This window comes from Mesosutterella porci (assembly GCF_022134585.1).
GTDB lineage: Bacteria > Pseudomonadota > Gammaproteobacteria > Burkholderiales > Burkholderiaceae_F > Mesosutterella > Mesosutterella porci.
The window spans coordinates 86,211-102,778 of sequence record NZ_JAKNCT010000001.1; the positions used below are offsets into that span (position 1 = coordinate 86,211).

Annotated in this window: 15 protein-coding genes; 9 read left to right on the forward strand and 6 right to left on the reverse strand. The window is 64.9% G+C overall.

Going from position 1 to position 16,568, the window contains the following annotated elements; all coding sequences use genetic code 11:
• Positions 1 to 69: 69 nt before the first annotated feature.
• Positions 70 to 990 carry a universal stress protein gene (locus MAF45_RS00385; protein ID WP_237977570.1) on the reverse strand — a complete coding sequence of 307 codons (921 nt, stop codon included), beginning with the start codon at positions 988 to 990 and terminating at the stop codon, positions 70 to 72.
• Between the two features lie 210 nt (positions 991 to 1,200).
• Positions 1,201 to 1,479 carry a hypothetical protein gene (locus tag MAF45_RS00390; protein WP_237977571.1) on the reverse strand — a complete coding sequence of 93 codons (279 nt, stop codon included), beginning with the start codon at positions 1,477 to 1,479 and terminating at the stop codon, positions 1,201 to 1,203.
• 379 nt (positions 1,480 to 1,858) lie between these two features.
• On the opposite strand from MAF45_RS00390, the gene MAF45_RS00395 reads away from it, so the two are divergent.
• From MAF45_RS00395 to MAF45_RS00420, 6 genes are all read left to right on the forward strand, one after another.
• Entirely contained in the window at positions 1,859 to 2,218 is a 360-nt protein-coding gene (locus MAF45_RS00395; RefSeq protein WP_237977572.1) for a hypothetical protein, read from the forward strand.
• 11 nt (positions 2,219 to 2,229) lie between these two features.
• Positions 2,230 to 4,029, forward strand: coding sequence for a sensor histidine kinase (locus tag MAF45_RS00400; RefSeq protein WP_237977573.1), 1,800 nt, complete (start codon positions 2,230 to 2,232; stop codon positions 4,027 to 4,029).
• Complete coding sequence (locus MAF45_RS00405) at positions 4,026 to 4,682, forward strand: response regulator transcription factor (protein ID WP_237977574.1); 657 nt, start codon at positions 4,026 to 4,028, stop codon at positions 4,680 to 4,682. Before MAF45_RS00400 ends, MAF45_RS00405 begins: the two co-directional genes overlap by 4 nt.
• Positions 4,679 to 6,076, forward strand: coding sequence for an FAD-dependent oxidoreductase (locus tag MAF45_RS00410; RefSeq protein ID WP_237977575.1), 1,398 nt, complete (start codon positions 4,679 to 4,681; stop codon positions 6,074 to 6,076). Before MAF45_RS00405 ends, MAF45_RS00410 begins: the two co-directional genes overlap by 4 nt.
• Positions 6,077 to 6,297: 221 nt before the next feature.
• Complete coding sequence (locus MAF45_RS00415; RefSeq protein WP_237977576.1) at positions 6,298 to 8,007, forward strand: FAD-dependent oxidoreductase; 1,710 nt, start codon at positions 6,298 to 6,300, stop codon at positions 8,005 to 8,007.
• A gap of 122 nt (positions 8,008 to 8,129) precedes the next feature.
• Positions 8,130 to 8,534 carry a cytochrome c3 family protein gene (locus MAF45_RS00420; RefSeq protein WP_237977577.1) on the forward strand — a complete coding sequence of 135 codons (405 nt, stop codon included), beginning with the start codon at positions 8,130 to 8,132 and terminating at the stop codon, positions 8,532 to 8,534.
• 152 nt (positions 8,535 to 8,686) lie between these two features.
• On the opposite strand, the gene MAF45_RS00425 is transcribed toward MAF45_RS00420, so the two are convergent.
• From MAF45_RS00425 to MAF45_RS00435, 3 genes are all read right to left on the reverse strand, one after another.
• Positions 8,687 to 9,667 carry a LysR family transcriptional regulator gene (locus MAF45_RS00425; RefSeq protein ID WP_237977578.1) on the reverse strand — a complete coding sequence of 327 codons (981 nt, stop codon included), beginning with the start codon at positions 9,665 to 9,667 and terminating at the stop codon, positions 8,687 to 8,689.
• A 39-nt stretch (positions 9,668 to 9,706) separates the two neighbouring features.
• The gene (locus tag MAF45_RS00430) at positions 9,707 to 10,444 is read right to left on the reverse strand and encodes a GntR family transcriptional regulator (RefSeq protein WP_237977579.1); all 738 of its coding nucleotides are present in this window, start codon (positions 10,442 to 10,444) and stop codon (positions 9,707 to 9,709) included.
• Positions 10,445 to 10,608: 164 nt separating this feature from the next.
• Positions 10,609 to 12,039: a DASS family sodium-coupled anion symporter gene (locus tag MAF45_RS00435; protein WP_237977580.1), complete on the reverse strand. Its 1,431-nt coding sequence runs from the start codon at positions 12,037 to 12,039 to the stop codon at positions 10,609 to 10,611.
• 435 nt (positions 12,040 to 12,474) lie between these two features.
• Between MAF45_RS00435 and MAF45_RS00440 the strand changes: the two genes are divergently transcribed.
• On the forward strand, positions 12,475 to 13,755 hold the full coding sequence (locus tag MAF45_RS00440; protein ID WP_237977581.1) for a M20/M25/M40 family metallo-hydrolase: 1,281 nt from the start codon (positions 12,475 to 12,477) through the stop codon (positions 13,753 to 13,755).
• Positions 13,756 to 13,862: 107 nt separating this feature from the next.
• Here the strand turns inward: MAF45_RS00440 and MAF45_RS00445 are convergent, their stop codons facing one another.
• Positions 13,863 to 14,960, reverse strand: a complete 1,098-nt coding sequence (locus MAF45_RS00445; protein WP_237977582.1) for an amidohydrolase — start codon at positions 14,958 to 14,960, stop codon at positions 13,863 to 13,865.
• A 270-nt stretch (positions 14,961 to 15,230) separates the two neighbouring features.
• On the opposite strand from MAF45_RS00445, the gene queC reads away from it, so the two are divergent.
• Complete coding sequence (gene queC / locus MAF45_RS00450; RefSeq protein ID WP_237977583.1) at positions 15,231 to 15,938, forward strand: 7-cyano-7-deazaguanine synthase QueC; 708 nt, start codon at positions 15,231 to 15,233, stop codon at positions 15,936 to 15,938.
• A 6-nt stretch (positions 15,939 to 15,944) separates the two neighbouring features.
• The gene (locus tag MAF45_RS00455) at positions 15,945 to 16,541 is read left to right on the forward strand and encodes a BspA family leucine-rich repeat surface protein (RefSeq protein ID WP_237977584.1); all 597 of its coding nucleotides are present in this window, start codon (positions 15,945 to 15,947) and stop codon (positions 16,539 to 16,541) included.
• Positions 16,542 to 16,568 lie beyond the last annotated feature (27 nt).

Genomic DNA, 16,568 nt, shown 5'->3' on the forward strand with positions numbered 1-16,568 from the left:
GCCTGAGACCGGAGCCCGGGGATTCAAGTCCCCGGGCTCCGTTTTTTGTCCCTCGGTTCCGGCCTGCCGCTATTCGATCATCGGAGGAATATGGGTTTCGGTGCGGATCAGCAGGATCGGGACGTTGCCCTGGGCGGCCACGTGCGTGGCCACGGATCCCATGACCGCCGACTTGAAGTTGCCGTAGCCGTGAGAGCCCATGACGATGAGGTCGAGCCGGTTCTCCTCGGCATAGTCCGCGATCTGGTCGGCGGGATCTCCCGTGAGGCACACCTCCTTCACCTTGAGGCCGGCGGCCTTGAAGATCGGGCGGACCGTCTTCATCGCGTCGACAAAGTCCTCGTACTGGATGAGCTTCATGTCCTTTTTCGTAAGCTTCTCGTTTGAAACCGCGGCGACGACCGAGTAGTACTCCTTGTCGAGCGTGGTGACGACATTGATCGCGTGGAACTTCGCACCCTGTCCGAAAAGCTCGAGATGACCGACCACGTAGCGGGCCGCGGCCTGGCCGTACTCCGAACCGTCCACGGCGATCGCGACGCGGAGCGCGTCCTTGCGCGGTTCCTCCTTGCCCCTCACGATGAGAACGGGGGTGCGTGTGCGCGCGAGGACTTCCGTGGTCACCGAGCCGAGGATCAGGCCGGCGAAAGCCGAAAGGCCGCGCGAGCCCATCAGGATGAGGTCCGGCTTCTCGCGGGCAACGACCTCGGCGATCTGCTCGGCGGGGTCCCCCACAGCCTTCTGCTCGGTGAAGTCGACGCCCTCGGCCCGCAGCACCCGGCGCGCCGGGGCAAGCGCGCGCTCGGCCTCGGCGTCGTAGTAGGCCTGCTCGTCGCCCCTCACCAGAAGCCTGCGAATGGCCGACAGGGGCTGCTGAACAGTAAGGAGGACAAGCTGCGGGTGGGCCCCGCGCAGAGAGGTGCGCGATACAAAGAACTCAACGGCGTTGGTGCTGCAGGCGCTGCCGTCGGTGGGAAGGAGAATTTTCATATCAGCTTCTTAAGGGAAACTCAAAGCCGCCGGCGCTTTCCCGCTTCTGGAAAATCGCCGGCGGGGCGGCTCTATTTTATCTTTTTCAGAGGGCTGACTCCGGGGCCCCTCGCCGCCTGCGCCGCACGGCTCCCCAAAGCGCATAAAAAACCGCCGCTGTCCCCTGAAGGACAAACGGCGGTCTGAAGAAACCTCTGACTTAAGCAGAGATTACTTGGCAGCGGCGGCAGAAGCAGCCGGAGAGGCTTCCTCAGCCATCTTGGCAGCCTTCTTAGCAGCCTTCTTCGGGGCCTTCTTGGCAGCCTTGGCCTTCGGGGCAGCCTTCTTGGCGGCCTTCTTCACAGCCTTCTTGGCAGCGGGAGCAGGAGCAGCAGCGGCCGGAGAAGCGGCAGCGTCAGCAGCAGCGGAAGCAGCGGCAGAGGGGGCCGGAGCGGCGAAAGCAGCGCCAGCGGCGAGAATGGAAGCAAGAACGAGAACCTTCTTGAACATTTTGAATCACTCCAAATATTTTGTAATCTGTGTGGTCTCCAGCCTCTTCTTATTTTCGGGCTGTCCACGGAGCGAATATTAGGCTTGCGGCCTGACCTCAGCTTGAGAACAAACACTAAGCCCCATACCGCAAACAGGCGAGCTCCAGCTGCCGAAGCCGCCCCGCTCCCCGCCCTGGCAGAGCTTTCCCGCAGAAAAAAAATTTCCGGGGCGCCTCCTCCTTCCACCGGCAGGCCGCCTGACCGCCCGGAAGAAACCGGCGCCGATTCCGCCCTCCCTCGGAGCGCTTTGCGCCGGCCGCGCGTCCTCGCGGCTGCGCCTTGCGCAGGAGCTGCCCCCGTGATAGAAAGGCTCTTCAGCACCGGGAGAAACCAGAGTCATGAGTTCCAAAAAAGAAAAGCTCAGCTGGGCCGATTTCAAGAAAGCGTGGTCTGAAAAAGCAATCGTCGTCTCGGTCGACCCCTACAAGGCCATGAAGGCCTGGAAAGACGGCCTCATCCACACCTGGGCCCAGGCCGTCTGGAGCCTGGGTGCACTGTGCGTTCCTGCGGGCTGCCTCCTCGCCTTTTTCTACGGCTGGTGGTGGGTCCTCACGGGACTGGCGGCCTTCCTCGCGCTGCACCTGTGGTCCCAGCACCTGCGCTCCAGTGCGCTCACCCGCGCGATTCTCGAAGACGAGCGGCTCTACAGGATCGCGGTGGACAGCGGCTGGGTGCGGATCAGCCGCCTTCGTTCCTGAGGCCGGGGGCCATGGGGGCAGGAGCCTTCAGGAAAGCCGCCGCAGCGGCGCTGTGGGCGCTCGCGCTGGCGTGCGCCCAGGCTTCGGGCGCGCCGGGCGGGGCTCCGGACGCACCCGCGAGGACGATTACGATCGGGCTTGTGGACACCTTTTCGCCTGACTTCTATGTCCACACCTACTCGCCCACGCTCGACTACCTGGCGCAGGCCCTTCCGCGCTACCGCTTCAGATACACCGAGATCGACTACCGGGATGTCCCCGGCGAGATCGCGCGCAAGAAGCCCGACTTCATCGTCTCGACAGCCTCCACCTACGTCACGCTGCTCGACAGCCCCGGCGCCCACCAGATCGCCACGCGCCGGCCCGCGGGGTCCGTCGACGCAACCCACACCCTGGCCTCGGCCTTCGTCGTGCCTTCCGGCAGCCCCATCAAGTCCTTGGCCGGCCTGCGCGGCCACTCGGTCGCGATTGCCGACTCCAAAAGCTTTGACGGCTGGCTCATCGCCCAGGGCGAAATCGCCCGCCTCAACTACGACCCGAACCGTTTTTTCTCCTCGGTGACGGAGACGCACTACGGCATTCCGGGGGTGGCGGAGCTCGTGACGCTCGGCGCGGCCGACGCCGGAGTGCTTTCGACCTGCGAGTACGAAAAGCTCATCGAGAGCGGGCAGCTGCGCGAGGGAGAGCTCAAAATACTCGACGAGCGAGGGAAAGAACAGGGGGAAAGCTGCGTGAGAAGCACGGACCGGTACCCCGACGCCGTCATCTCTTCCCTGCCGTGGTGCCCCGCGGAAACGGTGAGCGACTTCACGATCGCGCTGCTGTCGATGCCGGCCAGGGGCCGGAACTTCCGCTGGGTGGTCGAAAGCAACTTCCAGCCGACCTGGGAGCTCATCAAGACGCTCGGGCTCGGCCCCTTCAGCCACATGAAGGACATGAGCCCGCGGGCGCTGTGGCGCCGCTACCAAACGGAAATACTCCTGGGGGCCGCGCTGCTGCTGGCCGTGATCTTCCACCTGGTGTCGGTTAACCTGCTTGTGCGCCGCCGCACGCGGCAGCTCTCGCTTGCGGTGAAGGCAACCGAAAAACTGCACGACGAGGCGCAGAAGACCCACATGAAGCTCGCGAGGCTCGAGCGCGAGAGCATCGTCTCGCAACTCTCCTCGATGTTCGCCCACGAGATCAAGCAGCCGATCATGAACATTTCGCTCTATGCCGGGGCGCTGAGGCTATACCTGAAGAAAAAGGGAGAGCTCTCGGAGAAGGCCCTCGACCTGCTCGAATCTCTTGAAAGCGAAGTGGAGCGCTCCTCCGAAATCGTCGAGCACGTCCGCTCCTATGCTAAAAAGCGCGAGGCCAGGCCCCAGGCTTCAGACCTGAAGACGATCACCGAGGCGGCGCTGCACACGTTCTCAAGTCTTCCGGACTTCGTGCGGTGCGACGACCTGCCTTCGGCCCCCGTCTGGGTGGACCCGTTTGAGATCCAGTTCATCGTCGCTAATTTCGTCAAAAACGCACTGAGCGCCGTCCAGACGGTGAAAAAACCCGAGGTGCGGATCAGCATCCGCCCTGAAGGAAGGAGCTGGCGGCTCACCGTGAGCGACAACGGGCCGGCCATTTCCGACGAGGTCTTTGAAAACCTCGGGACGGCCGGAACGAGCTCGAAAAAGGACGGGCTGGGGTTTGGGCTCGCGATCGCCGTGGCGATCGCCGAGCGCAACCGCGGGCACCTGGAGTTCAGGAAACGCCCGGAAGGCGGGCTGCTGGCCGCCCTGATCCTGAAGAGAAACGACAAAGAGGAAATACCGTGACCGCAGAAAACACCAAAATCTCCCCGGAGGCCAAAGGCCGCTGCACCATCAGGCTGGTGGACGACGATCCCTCGGTGCTGCGGGCGCTGCGGGCCTTCCTCACGATGGATGACTGGCAGGTTGAGTGCTACGCGTCGGGAAAGGACTTCCTCGCCTCCAGCCTGGAGGCCCCGGGCTGCCTCGTGCTCGATGTGCGCATGCCCGGTATGACGGGCATTGAGGTGCAGGAGGAGATGATCCGCCGGGGCGACCGGCTGCCGATCATCTTCCTGTCGGCCCACGGCGACATCGAGCTCGCCGTGGACGCCGTCAAGCGCGGAGCCCGCACCTTTCTCGTAAAGCCCCCGAAGCCCGGGAAGCTGCTCAGCGAGATCGAGAGCGCGTGCTACGCTGACATCGAGCGGCGGAAAATTGAGGCCTACAGCGAGAGCCTCGAGCGGCTCTGGAATACGCTCACCGCCTCGGAGCAGGAGGTGGCGCGGCTGGTGGCCAAGGGGCTGTCCAACAGCACGATCGGCTCCATCCTCAACATTTCCGAGCGCACCGTGCGCTCCCACAAGGAGGAGATCTATAGCAAGCTTGACGTCGCCAACGCCGTGGAGACCGCCGACTTCATCCGGGACATGGAGGCGAGCGCGGAGAAGCGGCCATGAAGCGGCGCACGATCCTTCTGGCAGGAGCGGCCGTTGCAGCGGCGGGCGCAGGCCTGTCGGCCTGGCGGGCCTCGCGTCCCCCCACCGGCTGGGATGAAGACTTCGACGTGATCGCCGTGGGAGGAGGCGCGGCGGGGCTGTCGGCCGCGGCGACCTCCGCGGCGGCCGGCGCCTCGGTCCTGCTGCTCGAAAAGGAGCCGCAGCTCGGAGGCGACACCCTGATTTCCGGCGGCAACTTCAATGCGGTCGTCCCCTCCTCGGCTCAAAACGGCCTGCCGCCCGATTCCGAAGCGCTCTTTCTCTCCCAGATCCTCGACTCCGGGGCGGGCCTCAACTCGCCTGACGTTGCCGCGGCTCTTGCCACCGGCGCCTCCGGGGCCCTCGCCTGGCTCAAAAGCCTCGGCATGCGGTTCCTGCCCGGGGTGAGGGAAATCTACGGAGGGCGCTTCCCGAGAGCCCACAAGCCGGTGCTGCCGCGCGGAGAAGGCTATATCAGAGCACTGCTTGCCGAGTGCGAGCGGCGCAAAGTGCAGATCCGGCTCTCCTCGCCCGTGCGCTCGCTCATCCGCGCGCAGGACGGACGGGTCCTGGGAGTCGCTGTGACCGACAACGGCGCCCCGAAGCTCATCCGGGCCCGCCGCGGCGTCATCATCGCCTCGGGCGGCTACGGGTCGAGCCGGGACATGCTGAAGACCTATGCCCCTGACTTCGCCGACCTGCCTCATGACAACGCCCCGGGAGTGACCGGCGAAATGATTCTCGCGGGCCGACAGGCCGGGGCCACGGTGATGAACATGAATCTCGTCGAGTGCATCCCGGGCAGCGGCCAGGACAGCGACGGACAGATCCGGCTCGACATCGCCCCCACGCGGATGATTATGGTCAACAGCCGCGGACGGCGCTTTGTGGACGAAACCGACTACCGGGCGCGAATCACCCAGGCCATTTTGAAGCTCACGCCGCGGCGCTGCTGGTCCATCGCAGACTCTGACACCGTCGCCTCCTACGACCTCGCCACCCAGAAGAGCCTGCACCGGGGGCTGCATGCCGGCACGATCTTCCGGGCCCGCACGCCCGGGGAGCTGGCCGCGCAGATCGGGGTCCCGCCCCGGGCTCTCGCCCAGACCATGAGCGAGATGAGGCTTCGGCGCGGCCTGCGCACCCCGCCCTTCTGGGCCGCTCCCGTGAACCTGCGCGTCCACGCAACCCTGGGGGGCCTCAAGATAGACAGCCGCGGCCGGTGCCTCGACCCCTCCGGCCTGCCCATCCCGGGGCTCTGGGCCGCAGGCGCCGCCACCGGCAACGTGCACGGCGCCAACCGCCTGGGAGGCAACGGCATCAACACCGCCGTGGTGTTCGGCCGGGCCGCCGGAGAGGACGCGGCTCGGGCGTAGCGCCCCAGGGTTCGAGCTCAGCCCCTGACGACCGGGTAGCCTACGGCATTATCACAAATTCATTTTTTTGTCAACGGCCTAACCGCCGGCGTGAAGATCGGGCATCTTACCTAAACTTAAGATGTATGCAAAAGGTGGAATCAAAGATCCTTCAGCATACCGATTCGAACCGACGGCAGAGAGGTTCAGATGCCGCCAGGTTACTTGATTAGGAGAGAATTATGCAGGCTTCACGTCGTAGTTTTCTGAAAGGCGCCCTCGGCACTGCTGCTCTTGCTGCAGGCACAATGGCTTCCATTCCGGCCGAAGCGGCCCGTGCTCCCAAGAAGTGGGACATCACCGCTGACGTCGTCGTTGTAGGCTTCGGAGGCGCCGGCGCCACGACTGCCATTTCCGCCGCCCAGAACGGCGCCCAGGTGGTCGTCCTCGAAAAGAATCCGGAAAACCACCACATCTCCAACACCCGCATGTCCGGCGGCATCTTCCACTGCCCGTTCAAGGACGGCGACAAGAAGGCGCTGCAGGATTACGCGCAGGCCATGTTCTCCGGCGAGAACATTCCCTGGAAGGAAGAAGGCGAAATTCCGGAAAGCTCGGTGGGACTCGCCAAGCTCTGGGCTGATCTCTCCCCGACGAACCTCGACTTCCTGCAGAGCCTGGACCCGGCCTTCATCGGCGGCTCGCAGCCTGGATTCAACAAGGCCTCCTTCCCCAACTTCCCGGGCGCGAAGGAGTGCAAGTACAACGCCTACCGCGCCACTTACCTGAAGCGCATGAAGTCCTTCAATGACGTCTCCTACGGGCTTCCGAAGGAGCAGACTAGTTCGGGCGAAGCCTTCTGGCAGTGCCTTGCGACCGGCGTGAAGAAGCAGGGCAAAAAGATCCGCGTGCTCTGGGAGACCCCGGGCAACCAGCTCGTTAAGAACGACCGCGGGGAGGTGATCGGCGTGATCGGCCTGCACAAGGGCAGGAAGGTCGCCGTGCGCGCCCGCAAGGCCGTGGTGCTCTGCGCCGGCGGCTACGAGTACAACAAGGCGATGCGCCAGGCCTTCCTCGAAGGCCCGGGCGTCTCCGGCTGGGCCTTCTACGGCACAACCTCCAATACGGGCGACGGCATCTCGATGGGCATGGCGGCCGGCGCAGGCCTGTGCAAGGTCGGCAAGGCGGCGGCCCGCGTGATTGTGCCGACGCTAGACACCTGCAACGGCATGCGCATCGGTTCCATCACTCCGTCGGTGGGCTCGCCGCACTCCATGGTGGTCGACAACTTCGGCAAGCGCTACGAGGCTGAAACGAAGGTGACCGACAACCCGAGCCGCTACTTCTTCTACAAGGCGGCCGTGCAGTTCGACATCAACACGCTCGCCTATCCGCGCACTCCTTCGTGGATGATTTTCGATGAGACGCTGCGCACCTCCAAGCCTCTGGTCGCCCTGGGCATCTCGGTTGTGGGCTTCGGCCTCACGAAGTGGAGCAAGGACAACATGTCCGCAATCAACTCCGGGCTGGTCCTCAAGGCTGACACGATCGAAGAACTGGCCGAGAAGATCAAGAACCATCCGGACAACAAGAAGCGCATGGTCCCGGCCAACCTCGTCGCGGAAGTTAAGAAGTTCAACAAGTTCTGCGACGAGAAGAAGGACGAGGAATTCAGTCGCCGCCCGGTCACGCTGGGCAAGATCGAAAAAGGCCCGTTCTACGCCATGCCGCTCGTGGCCGGCGGCCCGAACACCAAGGGCGGCCTGCTGATCGACGACCGTCACCGCGTCCTCACCTGGGAGCGCAAGCCGATTCCGCGCCTCTACACGGTGGGCGAAATGGCCTCTGTCCTGAAGTTCGTGTACCAGGGCGGCGGCAACCTCACGGAGTGCCTGGTCTACGGACGCAGCGTCGGCAAGGAAGTGGCCGGACTGCCGAACCTGAAGGCCTGAGGCGTCTGCGTCTGAGCGGGGGTTGCGGAGTTTCTTAAGCCCCGCCCCCGCCCGTCAAACGGCCGGAAACGGGGGACAGCCCGTTTTCGGCTGTCTGCTGTTTCAATAAGGAGAAAGACCCCATGTCACGTTTCCCAACTGTGCGGCGCCTGGCTGCCGCGGCCGCTGTGGCCCTGTTTCTCGCCTCTGCACCCTGCGTCCAGGCCTTTGCCGCCGACGCCCCGGCATCGGGGAAATTTCTGGCCGACCGCCATGTCGCACGGGGCATGAAGTGCGACGCCTGCCACGTATCAGCTCAGGGAGGAAAGCTCAAGGCCGAAAAATCGGACTACGGCGTGTGCGCGACCTGCCACGGCGATTATCAGAAAGTGGCGGCCCGGACCGAAGCCAAGTACAAGGACTCGGGCCAGCCCAACCCGCACAACCAGCACGACGGCGCCCTGCCCTGCACGGAGTGCCACAAGGGGCACAAGGCCGGCGTGAACTACTGCGCTCAGTGCCACAGCTACGTCTACAAGGTGCCGTGAGGAGCCGCCCGGGCGCGGTCCGGCCAAAGCGAAAGCCCGGCCGCCTGGCATGGAAAGGTCCTTTCGGAGCTAAGCTCTGAAAGGGCTTTTTCTTTTGCCCCTGAGCCCCAAAGCGCCTGCCGCTGAAGCAGTCCTCCGGTGCGCAGAATCCTTCAGCGAGCCGGGAGCCTCACATCGGCCAGCGGGATGCCGAAATGCCGGTACCAATGCTGCCACAGGCTCGTTTCGGTCTCGTCGCAGACCTGCCGCAGAAGCCGGGAGAGCTCCCCGAACAAGGGATCGGCGGCGTCTGCGGCCCGGAACGCGATGCAGTTTCTCCACGGCTCCCGGTGCCAGCCGGGAAGCACCGGCACCACCTCGCCCCGGGAGAGCTCCTCCTCGACCATGCCAAGCGCCACATCCACCGCGATCCCGCGGCCGGCCAGCAGCGCCTCCCTGCAGAAGACGGCGTCCCCCTGACGGCAGTCCTGGCCGGGGGCAAGGTAGTAAGTCCTCAGTCCTTTTTCGAGCCGCATCGAGAAGGACGGGTTGGAAGAGCTGCGCAACAGCACGGTTCTGCCCGAGAGCTCCTCGATCCGAGCCGGGGCGCCGTGCCCGGCGACATAACCGCGAGAGGCGAGCAGCATCGTCACGCTCGGAGCCGCGGGCAGCGTGCCAATCGAGGGATCCTCCGGCATATAGCCGAGAAAGGCGATGTCAGCCCGGCCTTCGAGCAGGCCCCTGCTGCCCACGTCGGCGCAGATCTCAAGCCTCAGCCCCGGGTGCGTGTTCTCAAAGCGCATGAGAAAGCTGTAGAAAACCGTCCGCCCCGCATTGGTCGGAATGCTGATGCGAAGCCTCCGGGAACACTCGGCGCCGGAACGCCCTTCGCTGCGCGCGGCCTGAAGGAGCTGCTCCCCGGCGCGAAGGAACTCGCGGGCGTAAGGCACCAGAAGCCTCGCACGGGCGGAGAGCACCGCGGGCTTTCTGGTGCGGTCGAGCAGCTCAAAGCCCAGCTCCTTTTCCATCTGACGGATCAGCCTGGAGAGAGCGGTGGTATCGAGCCCCAGCCGCCCGGCAGCGGCGCCGACCGACCCCTGGCGCCCGATTTCAAGGAGCGCCCTCCAGCTGTCTGTGTTTCGCAGGACCTTCATTGGAGACAACCCCGCAGAAGCGGGCGTACAGGCGGAGCCTCAGAGCTCATTCTGGTTGAAATTGAGAGAGAAGCTGTAGCGGTCGCCCGGATGCCAGGAAACGGAAATCTCCAGGGGCCTGCCCATTTCATCGAGATAGAGGCGGCGGATCCTCAACGCGGGGCAGCCCGCGGGGCAGCGCAGCCACATCGCCTGCTCGGCCGGCATCTCGACGGCGGAAATGTCCTGCTTCACCTCCTTGCAGACGACCCCGTGCAGGCGATTGATCAGGGCCGCCACCAGGGTGTTGGGCTCGCGCTGCGCCACGGCGAGGATGTCCTCCCACTTCTCCGGGATGTAGACCTGTGTGCAGACAATCGGCGGCTCGTCGGTCTTTGCGCCGTGGCGGATGTTGGTGAGCCTGATCCAGCGCGAGCCGATCTCCGCCCCCGTATGAGCGGCGAGCTCTCTGTTTACGATGATGCGCCGGGCCTGGCAGATTTCGCGGCTGTGGGTGTTGCTCAGCTTGTCGATGTCCCTGAAGGAGGACAGGTGGTAGGCAAAGCCCCGGCTCGCCCCCTGGGAGATTACCCTGGTACCCACGTGCGGCGTGCGCTCGATGATGCCGGAGCGCTGAAGCTGATCGAGGGCGGCGCGCACCGTATGGCGCGAGAGCCCCCGCTGCCTGCAGATGTCAAGCTCTTTCGGAAGGAAGCTGCCCACCGGATAGCGACCGACGGCAATGCTGTGAGCAATGTCCCGCGCAAGTTGAACCCAAAGCAGTTCCTTTTTCGCCATTTTGAGAACCTGAAACTCAGTCAGAGCGTGCATCACGGGCGCTGTCCACCGCCCGCACGGAGGCCGGCTTCCGGCGCCGAACCGGGCGGGCCGACCGGCCCGCCCGGGTTCATTTTAAAACACTGAAGGCCTGACGCCGAAGGCTCTGCGAAGCCGCGCTCTTCTTAGTACAGGCCGATCGCCTTCCACCATCCCAGGCCCGTGACGAAGACGATCAGAACATTGAGCGTCACGATGAGGAAATTGATCCTGTAGAAGCGGGGGCGCTCGAAATAGCCCTGGCCGAAGTAGATCGGTCCGGGGCCGCCCGCGTACTCCGTGATGCCCCACATGAAGTTCGAGAAAATCCCGAAGCAGACCGCGACCATGAGCGCGGGAGCCCCGCAGCCGATCGCAACGGCGCAGAACGGCACGTACATGGCGGCCACATGGCCCGAGGCCGTGGCGAAGATATAGTGGAGATAGATATAGGCGAAGCCCAGGATGACGAAAGCTGCGAGCCAGTCCGCGCCGACCAGCTGCGCGGCCACCGAAGCCGACATCCACTTGATGAAGCCGAGCTTCGTGAGGCCGCCGGCGAGCGAGATGATCACGCCGAACCAGATCACGGTGTCCCAGGCCGCCTTCTCGGCGAGGACATCCTTCCAGGCGATGGCGCCCACGATGAGGAGATAGGCCACCACGCCAAGCCCGATCGCATTGGCGTTGTAGCCGGTCACCATCGTGGTCGCCCAGCCGATCAGCGCGATGACAAAGCCGATCCCTACCAGCTTCTCCTGCCTGCTCATTGGCCCGAGCTCGGCGAGCTTGTCGCGCCCGAGCTGCTTCGCCTCGGGAGTCTTGTTGAGCGTAGGGCGCAGCAGCAGCCGCGTGACGTGGGGGAGGATCGCAAAGCAGACGAGCGCGGGCAGCAGCGCGGCCCACAGCCACACGCCCCAGCTGATGTCGATGCCCAGCGCGTCGTGGGCGAGCTTGGCGCAAAGCGGGTTGGCCGCCATGCCGGTGAGAAAGAGCGCGCCGGTAATTGGAGTGAACTGAAAGCAGGTCATGATGAGATAGTCGCCGATCCGACGCCCCGTGGGCCCGGGCCCCGAACCCATGACCGAGAGGATCGACTTCGCCACCGGCAGGATGATGCCGCCCGAGCGGGCCGTGACCGAGGGCATCGCAGGGGCCATCAGGAGATCAGCGATTCCCAGCGAGTAGGCGATGCCGGTGGACGAGTTGCCGAACTTCGAGAGCATCAGGTAGGCGATGCGCCGCCCGAGCCCGGACTGCACGAAGCCCAGCGAGAGCACGTAGGCCGAGAAGATCATCCATACCGTGCCGGAGGACAGTCCCGAGAGCGCCTGCCCCAGGGTAAGCGTGCCGGAGAAATACGACAGGGCCAGCGCGATCATCATGACCGCTCCCGAGGGCAGCGGGGCGCACAGGATGCCCACGATCGTGCCCACGAAAAGGCCCAGCATGTGGATGGCCTTCGGGTCAAGCCCCGCGGGCGCGGGCAGGAACCAGATCGCGAGGCCGACCGCGACGGGCACGATCCAGCGCCAGTATTCTGGCTTTTTTGCGGGAGAGGGAGCTGCAGTTGTCATTTTGTCTTCTCTCTGAAAGGACTGCGGGAGGCCCCTCACCCGGAACCGGCGCGCGGGGCCCTGAAGGCAATCTGCCCCGCTTTTAATGTCCGTACAAAAACTCTCTTCTTTTGTCCTGACCCAACCCGGCTGAGGCGAGGAGCCCGTGCGCCCCTACCCTCTGTTTTTAAGCGGAAAAATTTCAGCCTCCCCTTATGTCCGGCCCCTAAAAGACCGGACATAAGACGGAAAAGCCCGCAGGGCGGGGCTCCGCTCCCCGAGGCCATCCCGCCCGCAGCCGGACATATTCGGAAAAAAGAATGAGGCCGCCCCTGCGCCAAAAGGCTTACTCCCCCGGCTCAGCCCGGGGTAATATTCGAGGGTGCTTCAAAAGGAGACCCGGCCCCCTAAAAAACTGCGGCGGGCCGCCCTCCCCTGTTACGAAAAGGAGAAAAGATGCCTATTACCGAGATTGACAAGCTGCCGGCGCTGCCGGAGGAGTTTGTCGCCGCCCGTGACAAGCTGAAGTCGGACGCGGGCGTGCAGGCGCTTCTTGAGGCGATACGCGCCGATGACGAGCGCACCATGGAAGAGCAGATCAAGATCTGCGAGATTCCCGCCCCGCCCTTCAAGGAGAAGAAGCGCGGCGAATACCTGCTCGGGCTTTTCCGGCAGTACGGGCTGAAGGACGCCTACATGGACGAAGAGGGCAACGTCGTAGGCCGCAGGAAGGGCAGCGGCCGCGGACCCGTGGTGCAGATCGCCGCACATCAGGACACGGTTTTCCCGGAGGGCACCGACGTCACCGTCAAGCGCGAGGGCAACATCCTGCGCGCGCCTGGCATTTCGGACGACACCCGGGGCCTCGCCTCGATGCTGAGCCTGCTGCGCTGCCTCGAGGCAAGCGGCATCGAGACCGAAGGCGACCTGCTCTTCACCGCGAGCGTCGGCGAAGAAGGCAACGGGGACCTGCGCGGCCAGAAATACATGCACTACGTGAAGAAAGTCCACGTCGACGGCTTCATCGGGCTTGACGCCGCGAACGTCGGCCGCATTCTCGCCGGCGCGACCGGATCCCACCGCTGGCTCATCTCCTACGACGGCCCCGGCGGACACTCCTTCCACAAGTTCGGGATCGCGCCCTCGGCGATCCACGCGATGGGCCGCGCGATTGCGAAGTTCGCCGACCTCAACCCGCCCGAGGACCCGAAGACCACCTTCAATCTCGGCGTGATCAAAGGCGGTTCGACAGTGAACTCGATCGCCGCGCACTGCGAAGCGCAGCTCGACCTGCGCTCGGGCGACAACGGCCACCTGCTCGAGCTTGAGAAGACGATTCTCACCGCCTTCGACGAAGCGCTCGAAGAGGAAAACCGCCGCGTGAACGCCTCGGGCGACATGGTGCTCAAGCTCTCGAAGAAGCAGATCGGCGACCGTCCGGCCGGCCCCGGCGACGACATGAGCCCGGTGATCCTTGCGGCCCGCGCGGGCCAGCAGGCTCTCGGCATCAAGCTGGAGAAGTACACCTCGGCCTCAACCGACCACAACATCCCGCTCTCGCTGGGCATTCCGGCCACCACGCTCGGCGTGGGCGGCAAGGAAGGCAACAACCACGCGCTCAATGAGTGGTGGGAGCACGACAGGCCGTGGCTGTCCCCGCAGCTCGCGGGCTTCACCGCACTGCTGCTGACTGGCGTGAAGGGCCTCACGAAGCCGCTGCTGCCTGTGCGCGGCTGATTCCGGTCCGTTTAAGCTGAAGTCTGAAAGACGCGGGCCGCTTCCCTTTTGCGGGGAAGCGGCCCGTTTTTCGTTCCGGCAGCGGCTCCTGCCGGCGGCAGCCGAGCTCAGCCCAGGTGCTTCAGAACGAAGGCGGCGAACACCGCGGCCCCCACGGGCAGCAGCGTGTCGTCAAAATGCATGTCGCGGTTGTGCAGCCCCGGGGTGACGCCCACGCCCACTCCGAAAAAGCCCGTGCGGAGCTTCGGCATCGCGGTCTTGTAGAAATTGAAGTCCTCGCCACCACCGCCGCAGTTCGGCGCGAGGCGCCCGGGGGCGACCTCGTTGATGCAGTCGGCGAGCTCCTTGGTAATCTCGGGATCGTAATCCGGGGCTGGCCCCACCTTCCCCATCTCGATGTCGGCGGTGCAGCCCACGGCCTCTGCGCCGCCCTTCACGGCCTGCTTGAACTTGTCGAGCAGCCCGGTCATCACCTGGTTGCTCTTCGCGCGGATGTCAAAGCGCATCGTGCACACGGGCGGAATGATGTTCATCGCGCCGTCGGCCTTGATCTGGGTGGGCTTGATCGTCCAGTGCACGTCCGGGGTCATGTGGATCGAGTTCACCGCGGTGATGATGGCGTTCGCCCCATCGATCGCGTTCACGCCGAGCTGGGGGCGGGAGCCGTGTGCGGGCTTGCCGTGGACGGTGACGATCGGGAAGGCAAAGCCGCTGTACATGACGGCCGCGCAGAGCGTACCGGGCTTGAGATCCTGCATCGGGCGAACATGGGCGCCCACCGCAATGTCGACGTCGTCAAGCACGCCTTTCTCCACCATGAGGAGAGCGCCCTGCATGGTTTCTTCTGCGGGCTGGAAGAGGATCTTCAGCGTCCCGCGGCGGATTTTCCCGACCAGCCTCGAGGCGGCCTCAAGCAACATCCCCATGTGCGCGTCATGCCCGCAGGCGTGGACGGCGGTCACGCTGCCGTCGGGGTTCTTGAAAGGAAGCGCGTCCATGTCGGAGCGGATCAGCACGACCTCGCCGGGCTCGCTGCCGCGGATCACGCCGAGCACTCCGTAGCTCCCCGGCACGTAATCGGCTTCAATGCCCAGGGCGCGCAGCTTCTGCAGCACGAAAGCCGCGGTGTTCTTCACATCAAGCCCGAGTTCGGCCAGGCCGTGAAGCTCGCGGCGAAGCTGAGTGGAATTGTAAATTTCTGGCATCTTTTTCCTCTGTCTGAATCGCGCCGCGGGGCCGGACCTACCGGGCCCGGGGCGCAGGAGCGAGGTAATGCTAAGCACTTCCCCGGGCCGTGTAAAATCGCGCACCTCCCGCCTTTTCCCCTCAAGGCCCTACGGGAGGGGAAGCAGGCGTCTAGCCGCATGCTCTTATCAGCATGCTGATATACACAGCCGCAACTGACCGCTCCGGCCCCATGGCCGCGGCGGGGCGGTTTAAACTCTGCAGCCTGGATAATTGGAAAAGGAACCCCGATGAACAGCCGATCCTGCGTTGTCGTTCTCTCGGGCGGCCAGGACTCAACGACCTGCCTCGCCCTCGCCCTCAAAAGCTACAGCGCCGTCTACACCATTGGCTTCCAGTACGGCCAGAGGCACGAGGTGGAGCTGCAGTGCCGCAGCCGCATCCTGCGCTCGATCGAGTCCGTCGTAGGCACCCGTTCGCTCGGCCCCGACCTGCTCGTGGACATGAAGAGCTTCGGGGCGATCGCCTCCTGCTCCCTCACTGAACCGGGCGTGCCGATCGCCTTTGACGAACGGACGAAGCTGCCCAACACCTTCGTGCCGGGCCGCAACCTCGTCTTCCTCACCTACGCCGCCGCCCTCGCCTGGAAGGCGGGCGCGCGCGACATCATCACCGGCGTGGGCGAGGCCGACTACAGCGGCTACCCGGACTGCAGGGAAAAGACGCTCAGGGCGCTCGAGAAGGCGCTCAACCTCGGCATGCAGGCCGACTTCCGGCTCGTGGCGCCGCTCATGCACCGCACGAAAAAGCAGACCTGGGAGCTTGCAGAGGAAACGGGCGGGAGAGCGCTGGTCGACTTCATCCGAACCGAAACGCACACCTGCTACGAGGGCGACCACACGCACCTGCACGACTGGGGCTACGGCTGCGGGCGCTGCCCGGCCTGCAGGCTGAGGCAGAAAGGCTGGGAAGAGTACGCGGCCCCGCGCGGACTCTGAGGCTCCATGAACAATTTCTTCGCACCGAGACGGCGCTGGGCGAGCATTGCCGCCTCGGGCCTCGACACGCGGCGCTTTTCCGACATGAGCGGGCTGTTCTGCGACTGCAGGCGGCTCAGCACCGTCGACGTGTCGCGCTGGGACACCTCGAACGCGACCGACATGCTGCTCATGTTCCGGGGCTGCCAGAGCCTGCGGCGGCTTGACGTGTCGCGCTGGGACACCTCCCGCGTGAACAACATGGGCGAGATGTTCAAGGGCTGCCGCAGGCTTCAGGCCCTCAACGTCTCGGGCTGGAACACCTCCCGGGTTGAAAACATGATCGGGCTGTTCGAAGGCTGCGCGAGCCTCACGAGCCTCGACTGCTCGGGCTGGGATCTCTCCTCGGTCCCTGAGGGCGGGATCGGGCGGATGTTCCGGGGCTGCCGGTCGCTGCGGCGGCTCAAGCTCTCGGGCGGTTTCCTGCGGCTCTGCCCGGGGTGCGACCTGGGGCTGGGCACCTGCCCCGTGCTCTACGACATCCGGGTTCCGGGCGGCCTGCTGGCCGCCTTCAGGGCGGCGCTGCCGCTTTGCTCGACGCGCCTTCACGCCGCCGGGCGCTGAAAAAAAGATTCAGCGCCTCAGGCGGCC

Bases quoted from the DNA above. Each gene is read 5' to 3' on its own strand.
- MAF45_RS00385 (WP_237977570.1), bottom strand. From the start codon at position 990: ATGAAAATTCTCCTTCCCACCGACGGCAGCGCCTGCAGCACCAACGCC.
- MAF45_RS00390 (WP_237977571.1), bottom strand. From the start codon at position 1,479: ATGTTCAAGAAGGTTCTCGTTCTTGCTTCCATTCTCGCCGCTGGCGCT.
- MAF45_RS00395 (WP_237977572.1), top strand. From the start codon at position 1,859: ATGAGTTCCAAAAAAGAAAAGCTCAGCTGGGCCGATTTCAAGAAAGCG.
- MAF45_RS00400 (WP_237977573.1), top strand. From the start codon at position 2,230: ATGGGGGCAGGAGCCTTCAGGAAAGCCGCCGCAGCGGCGCTGTGGGCG.
- MAF45_RS00410 (WP_237977575.1), top strand. From the start codon at position 4,679: ATGAAGCGGCGCACGATCCTTCTGGCAGGAGCGGCCGTTGCAGCGGCG.
- MAF45_RS00415 (WP_237977576.1), top strand. From the start codon at position 6,298: ATGCAGGCTTCACGTCGTAGTTTTCTGAAAGGCGCCCTCGGCACTGCT.
- MAF45_RS00420 (WP_237977577.1), top strand. From the start codon at position 8,130: ATGTCACGTTTCCCAACTGTGCGGCGCCTGGCTGCCGCGGCCGCTGTG.
- MAF45_RS00425 (WP_237977578.1), bottom strand. From the start codon at position 9,667: ATGAAGGTCCTGCGAAACACAGACAGCTGGAGGGCGCTCCTTGAAATC.
- MAF45_RS00430 (WP_237977579.1), bottom strand. From the start codon at position 10,444: ATGGCGAAAAAGGAACTGCTTTGGGTTCAACTTGCGCGGGACATTGCT.
- MAF45_RS00435 (WP_237977580.1), bottom strand. From the start codon at position 12,039: ATGACAACTGCAGCTCCCTCTCCCGCAAAAAAGCCAGAATACTGGCGC.
- MAF45_RS00440 (WP_237977581.1), top strand. From the start codon at position 12,475: ATGCCTATTACCGAGATTGACAAGCTGCCGGCGCTGCCGGAGGAGTTT.
- MAF45_RS00445 (WP_237977582.1), bottom strand. From the start codon at position 14,960: ATGCCAGAAATTTACAATTCCACTCAGCTTCGCCGCGAGCTTCACGGC.
- queC (WP_237977583.1), top strand. From the start codon at position 15,231: ATGAACAGCCGATCCTGCGTTGTCGTTCTCTCGGGCGGCCAGGACTCA.
- MAF45_RS00455 (WP_237977584.1), top strand. From the start codon at position 15,945: ATGAACAATTTCTTCGCACCGAGACGGCGCTGGGCGAGCATTGCCGCC.